Origin of the sequence: Nitrososphaera sp., from assembly GCF_050748925.1 — an archaeon.
Classification (GTDB): Archaea; Thermoproteota; Nitrososphaeria; order Nitrososphaerales; family Nitrososphaeraceae; genus Nitrososphaera.
Genome location: NZ_JBOGQF010000109.1, coordinates 1 through 5,895 on the forward strand (window position 1 = coordinate 1; position 5,895 = coordinate 5,895).

7 protein-coding genes are annotated in these 5,895 nt (G+C 57.9%); 2 read left to right on the forward strand and 5 right to left on the reverse strand.

Annotated elements, in window-relative coordinates:
- From ACREAY_RS09110 to ACREAY_RS09125, 4 genes are all read right to left on the reverse strand, one after another.
- Positions 1-416, reverse strand: a 416-nt coding sequence (locus ACREAY_RS09110; protein WP_431755458.1) for an alpha/beta fold hydrolase, incomplete at its 3' end; no start/stop codon positions are given.
- 16 nt (positions 417-432) lie between these two features.
- Positions 433-1,287 (reverse strand): GNAT family N-acetyltransferase, encoded by an 855-nt coding sequence (locus ACREAY_RS09115; protein WP_431755459.1) that lies wholly within the window; start codon positions 1,285-1,287, stop codon positions 433-435.
- The gene (locus ACREAY_RS09120) at positions 1,284-1,964 is read right to left on the reverse strand and encodes a hypothetical protein (RefSeq protein ID WP_431755460.1); all 681 of its coding nucleotides are present in this window, start codon (positions 1,962-1,964) and stop codon (positions 1,284-1,286) included. Before ACREAY_RS09120 ends, ACREAY_RS09115 begins: the two co-directional genes overlap by 4 nt.
- A gap of 2 nt (positions 1,965-1,966) precedes the next feature.
- Positions 1,967-2,497, reverse strand: coding sequence for a deoxycytidylate deaminase (locus tag ACREAY_RS09125; protein WP_431755461.1), 531 nt, complete (start codon positions 2,495-2,497; stop codon positions 1,967-1,969).
- 76 nt (positions 2,498-2,573) lie between these two features.
- Here ACREAY_RS09125 and ACREAY_RS09130 point away from each other — a divergent pair, with 76 nt between their 5' ends.
- Positions 2,574-3,026, forward strand: coding sequence for a CBS domain-containing protein (locus ACREAY_RS09130; RefSeq protein ID WP_431755462.1), 453 nt, complete (start codon positions 2,574-2,576; stop codon positions 3,024-3,026).
- Between the two features lie 590 nt (positions 3,027-3,616).
- On the opposite strand, the gene ACREAY_RS09135 is transcribed toward ACREAY_RS09130, so the two are convergent.
- A complete protein-coding gene (locus tag ACREAY_RS09135; protein WP_431755463.1) occupies positions 3,617-3,922 on the reverse strand; it encodes a hypothetical protein in 306 nt (101 codons plus the stop codon).
- Positions 3,923-4,009: 87 nt separating this feature from the next.
- Here ACREAY_RS09135 and polX point away from each other — a divergent pair, with 87 nt between their 5' ends.
- Positions 4,010-5,728 carry a DNA polymerase/3'-5' exonuclease PolX gene (gene polX, locus ACREAY_RS09140; protein WP_431755464.1) on the forward strand — a complete coding sequence of 573 codons (1,719 nt, stop codon included), beginning with the start codon at positions 4,010-4,012 and terminating at the stop codon, positions 5,726-5,728.
- The last annotated feature ends 167 nt before the right edge of the window (positions 5,729-5,895 follow it).

A 5,895-nucleotide genomic window follows, 5' to 3' on the forward strand; every position in this document is an offset into this window, starting at 1 on the left:
ACGTAATTCTTTAGCGCCGGCGTGCCGGTGAACGATTTTGGAAGCGCGCCCGGCGGGCTTATCATCACCAGCCTCGACACGGCGCCGGGGTGGCGTATGGCGACTTCTGCCCCGACGTGGCCGCCAAGCGACGAGCCGGCTATGGTGGCCGGCGCGATGCCCATTGCCTGAATGAACCTGCTTACAAAGTCGCTGTAGAATTTTATCGTGTAATCCATCTTTGGCTTGTCGCTGTAGCCAAAGCCGGGCAGGTCGAGCGCGACTACGCGCAGCTCCTTTGAAAGGCCGGGAATGTTGTTAATCCAGCTCTCGATAGATCCGCCCAGTCCGTGCACGAGCAGTATTGCCTTGCTGCCGGCCCTGGTGTCGATATAGCGCACGGAAAGGCCGTCAACCTGCGCAAACTGGAAATCCATCAAGCGCGTTGGCGCGCTAGCCGGTAATAACTTTGCTGTAGAGGAGGAACCGTTCCGACTCTTTTATCCTGAACTTTTCAACCATGGAGGTAAGGTGCCTGCTTTCGTGGCAGAGGATATGGAGCCGGGAAAACCCACCCTGCCCGTAAAGGTTGGTCGCAAAAGAGAGGAGGTCCCGCGCCGATTTTTCAGAGTCCAGGTAGACGACCTGCAGGACGTCCGTCCTGCCCCAGTAGCCGTCATTGTTGATTATCGCAATGCCGTCTATCGGGGCGCCTGCCACGGCGACGCGCCCTTCCTTGACTAATTGTCGCATGGCCTTGCTGTCCAGCATATACCACTGCCAGGACCTGACGTAGCGCCCTGCCGACTGCCGGTAGGTGCGCGACTGTTTCAGGTATTCCCAGATTGCAGGCAGGTCGCCGGGCCCTGCACGCCGGGCGCCGGTCTTGCGGGCGCCAAGCTTTGCTTCGGTGCTGTAATAGACCCAGTTTGAAATTACAATAAATCCGTTTTTTTCCATCATGCGTTGCGAGGCGGTGTTGTTTATTGCAACGATTGCCGATGCCTGCCTTGCCCCGAGCCTGCCTGCATGGGCAAGCATCCTCTCCAAGAGCTCCGTGGCAACGCCGGAGCGCCGGAATTCCGGGTGCACCCTGACGCCTTCAAGCCACGCCGAATTATCCGGGCATATTGCCACGTGCGACATTGCGACCGGCCTGCCGCCGTGCTCGCCCACCAGCAGCCTGCCGTTCTTGGCTGAAAACCAGGTGTCCCACACCCTGTCGACATAGTCGCCCCAGCTGAACGTGTGCTTGCAGAAAGCAAGCACCTGCTCCCGGTCCTGCCTGCGGGCGGCTCTTATTTTCATGCCTGCGAGGCCTGTTCCATTTCCTGCATCATGGCCTCCACGAACTGCTTAAAGCCAGCAATCGACTGGAGGGCAAGCGCCAGCGATTCCGTTTCGTTAAAGATAGTGACGACGTACGAGCTGGCGTTGAACTGGCTCACGCGGATGTCGCTCCACGACTCTTGCGACAGCTCGTCGCCCGTCTGGGTCACGAGCTGGATAGCGTCCATCGGGTTCTTGTGCGCGACGTACCTGCCTGCAAGCGCGGGGATTTTTTCAATGGTCGCCAGCCGGGACAGCACGCGCTGCACGTCCGGGTTTCCATTGACTATGGCATGAGATACGACGCGCACGGCATAGATGTCGCGCTCAAGGTCGACTGCAAGTTGTTGTTTCAATTGCGCCGCGACAAAGTGCAGGCATTCGATGGTCTCGCCGTCGGGGCTTGCGAGCGCGTTTGGGTAGCTCATCACCTGCAGTATCCGGAACGGCAGGACATTCGATTGCACGGGTGCAATCCTGAACCCTTGCCGGTAAAAAGACTGCGTGCCCTGCATCGGGTGCGCGCCATAGTCCTTTGCAACGGGGTTGGCCGCAAAGCCGTCGGTGGCGGTAAACGCTCCTTTCAACAGCTCGGCGTCGAGCACCGGCTCTTTGAAATACAGTTGCACGTTGAACTGCGTGATGTTGACGTCCATGCCTACTTGGTGACGGCCTTTGCCGACGCCTCGGAATCCTGCGGGATTATCGTGACCCACGGCTTGAGCCTATTGGGGTCGAGCTTTACCAGTTCTATGCCGGCCTCCTTCAGCAGGGGCGTGCCGTCCTCGGGATAGTCAGAGAGCACCACGATGCGCCTTATGCCGACGCTTATGGCCATCTTGCTGCATTCGATGCACGGAGCAAAAGTGGAATACAGCGTAGCGCCTTTCGTGCTTCCCGCGGTGCCAAACATGGCACACTGCATTATCGCGTTGGCCTCTGCGTGTGTGCACAAACATCTATCGAGGCCGTCGCCGGATTTTATCTCGCCCTTTACCCTTGCCATGCACCTCGGACAGCCGCCTTCAAAGCAGTTTTTTATGCCCGGCGGGGTGCCGTTGTAGCCGGTGGCCACCTGGCGGTTCTCCTTTACTATCACCGCGCCAATGTGGCGGGTCAGGCAGTTTGAGCGCAATTTCGCAATCTCGGCCTGCAGCATGAAATAGGTGTCCCAGTCTGGCCTCTGCATCCTCACTAGGTGGGCGTGATTGCTATAAAAGCTGTTGGCGCGCAAGGTGCATATAGCTTGCACTCCAACAATGGGCATGAGCAAGCGAGCGGACAAGCCTGCGCTGGTACAGGACATCATGAGCAAAAAGCTGGTTTCCGCGGACGCCGACTCGAGCGCCCGGGAAATGGCGCAGCTGATGGCTGAAAAGGGCGTTAGCTCGGTCATCCTAAAGGATGGCGGCAGGATAGTAGGCATACTCACCGAGCGCGACCTCGCGCGCAACGTGTGCGCCAAGGACGGCAGGGCCAGCAAGACGCCGGCGACGGCAATAATGTCGATGCCCGTCCAGACCATAGGCAAAAGCGCTGCGGTGGAAGTGGCGGCAAAGATGATGGCCGACGGCGGCATCAGGCACCTCGCAGTCGAGGACGGCAAGAAGACAATAGTCGGCATGGTCACCGCGACCGATCTTGCGAGGCACCTGCGCAAGAGGCTCGACGTCTCCGGCCCTGAACTTGAGATACTTGAAGTCCTTTACTGGGACTAGCGCATGCGGCGCAGTCTGCGGTCGCTTTTTACGACATAGAGCGCAGCCATGCCTGTAAGAAAGGCGACGCCGGAAAAGCCGGCGATAACGTGCGGCTCCATTACTGCACCCTCGCGGCGAGGGCGGGCGCGTTGCGCTTGCCCAAGCGCCAGGCAGCTTCCATCGCGGCCAGAGTTGCCGCAAACCCCACTGCGACATATCCGATTGCTTCGATCATATCACTATAAAAGCGGGCGGGCATCATTAACAGAGCTCAAATGCCGGCGATATGTTTAGCCGGCGCGTCATACCGGTCATAGCGCGCCGTAATAATCGCAGGCGGCGACGGATATCAGCGGCTCTTTTGCGCTATCATAACTGCGTGCGACTACTCAAGAGCGGGTTTTATCAAGGGTAAAATCGGCTTGCGCCCACGGTAGGGTAACGACTTCACACACGGCATGGGAGGTGGGTAAGGCATTTCCAAAAGTGCCACTTCCCATGCTTATAATGAAAAAGCGAACGGCTCAGAGCTAGAAAGCTGTCATCACCACCGTTCTGCAGTAAACAGCAACATTGCTAGCACCTCCCAGCACATAAACTTTCATGCCCTACGGCCCCAGCCGGAACATCCTGACAAACCCGTACGTAATCAGGCCGATAAACGACCACACGGCGCCGCTCAGCGCAATTATCACCGCTGGAGAAAAAAGAGAGGGTATCGAGACGCCGTTGAGGATTGCAAAAATTGCCATAAAGAACGGATAGTTCATGGCAAAGGCAAGCACGCCCATGTTCCAGTAGCCAGAGAAACTTGCGGCACAGGTCATGGCGCCCGCCGCAAGGCCATACAGCGTAAAGAAGAACCAGATTCTCGCATCGCCCTGCAGCATCCTGTATGCGGGAAAGGGGCGCAATCAGCCTTGATAGCGCAGTTGTTGTTATTTTGTTTTCTCGTAGATTGCCGATAAACGTTAAGAACCCTGACTGCCAACAATGGGTAGTTGAAGAACGAGCAGGTTGCCGGCGCCCTTCGAGACATTGGCTTTTTGACGGAGGTGGAGGATGGGCCCAATGCCCAGTTCAAGTCCCGCGCCTATTATCGCGCCGCGGACGCCGTCGAGGGTCTCGATGAAGACGTTTCTGCCGTCTATGAAAAAGGCGGGATTGACGCGCTGCTAGAGATACCGGGCGTCGGCAAGGCTATAGCGGCAAAGATAGAGGAGCACGTAAAGACGGGCAAGATCCGCTACCACGAGGAGCTGAGGGCGAAACTTCCAATCGACACTGCCCAGCTAAGGATAGAGGGCATCGGGCCAAAGACGCTCAAGGCGATCTATGCAAAATTAAAAGTTACAAACCTCGCTGAACTTGAAGCCGCCGCCAGGGAGGGCCGGCTGAAGACGGTCCCGGGGATATCTGCCAAAAAAGAGCAGGACATAATAAAGAGGATCGAGTTTGCAAAAAAGGGCGGAGGCCGGCACATCATCGGCGAGGTGTGGCCCATGATAAAGCAGATAGAGTCGCGCCTGAAAGGGCTGCCGGGCGTCGCCGACGCGTCAGTGGCAGGCTCGGTACGCAGGATGAAAGAGACGATAGGCGACGTTGATTTTCTTGCAGCGTCTTCTGACCCGGAAAAGGTCATGGACTTTTTCACCTCCATGCCAGAGGTCGCGGAGGTAAAAGGCAGGGGCTCGGCCAAGGCGTTTGTGAGGCTGAGGGGAGGCATCGATGCCGACCTGCTCGTGGTGCCGGAGAATAGCTGGGGCTCGGCCCTCCAGTATTTCACCGGCAGCAAAGAGCACGGGGTAGAGCTGCGCAGGATAGCAATAGCAAAGGGCCTGCGGCTCAACGAGTGGGGAGTGTTTGAGGGCGAAAGGCAGGTCGCCGGCAGGACTGAGCAGGACGTGTACCGGGCGCTGGGGCTTGCGTGGATGCCGCCAGAGATAAGAGAGAACGCGGGCGAGATCGAGCTTGCGGCAAAAGGCGCACTGCCCGAACTGATAAAGTACGGCAGCCTGAAAGGCGACCTGCAGGTGCACAGCAACAACACCGACGGCACGGCCACGATAGAGGAGATGGCCCTTGCCGCCAAAGAGTTCGGCCTCGGCTACATCGCGCTCACGGACCACACCAAGAGCCTTGCGATGGCCGGTGGGCTTGACGGAGAAGAATTGTTAGAGCAGGCGAACAGGATCTGGGAGCTCAACGACCGGCTGGAGGGCGTTCAGGTGTTGGCGTCTGCCGAGGTCAACATCATGAAGGACGGCTCGCTTGACATCGAAAACAACGTCCTTGACAGGCTCGACATCGTGGGCGCCGCAATCCATTCAAATTTTAACCTGCCGGCAGAAGAGCAGACAGCCCGGCTCGTGCACGCTGCGGAAAACCCCGCCGTCGACATCATATTCCACCCTACCGGCAGGCTCATCAACAGGCGCGAAGGCTACCCCGTCGACATTGCGAAACTGGTAGAGACTGCAAAGGACACCGGCACCGCCCTTGAAATCGACGCGCACTACAACCGGCTCGACCTGAAAGACGAGTACGCCTGGCTTGCGGTGAAAAGCGGAGTAAAGCTGGTGATAGACTCTGACGCGCACCACCCCCTCCACTACGCGTTTTTGCAGTTTGGCATAGGGCAGGCGCGCAGGGGATGGGCGACAGAATCGGACGTGCTGAACACCCTGCCGGCAGACAGGCTGCTAAAGGCAATCAAATAATATATCCCGGCGTCCGGTAATTAGCCCGTGCGTATTGCGCTTGAAAAGGACGACCGCAGCCAAAGGAGGCTGTACCTTGGCGTCTTTTACTTTTGCACCATCGTGATGGCGGCGATAACATTCTACGCCATCTACGCTAGCCTTGGGGAATACCAGCAGACCGGCAA

Coding starts and splice junctions, on each gene's coding strand:
- ACREAY_RS09115 (WP_431755459.1), bottom strand. CDS start 1,287: ATGAAAATAAGAGCCGCCCGCAGGCAGGACCGGGAGCAGGTGCTTGCT.
- ACREAY_RS09120 (WP_431755460.1), bottom strand. CDS start 1,964: ATGGACGTCAACATCACGCAGTTCAACGTGCAACTGTATTTCAAAGAG.
- ACREAY_RS09125 (WP_431755461.1), bottom strand. CDS start 2,497: ATGCAGAGGCCAGACTGGGACACCTATTTCATGCTGCAGGCCGAGATT.
- ACREAY_RS09130 (WP_431755462.1), top strand. CDS start 2,574: ATGAGCAAGCGAGCGGACAAGCCTGCGCTGGTACAGGACATCATGAGC.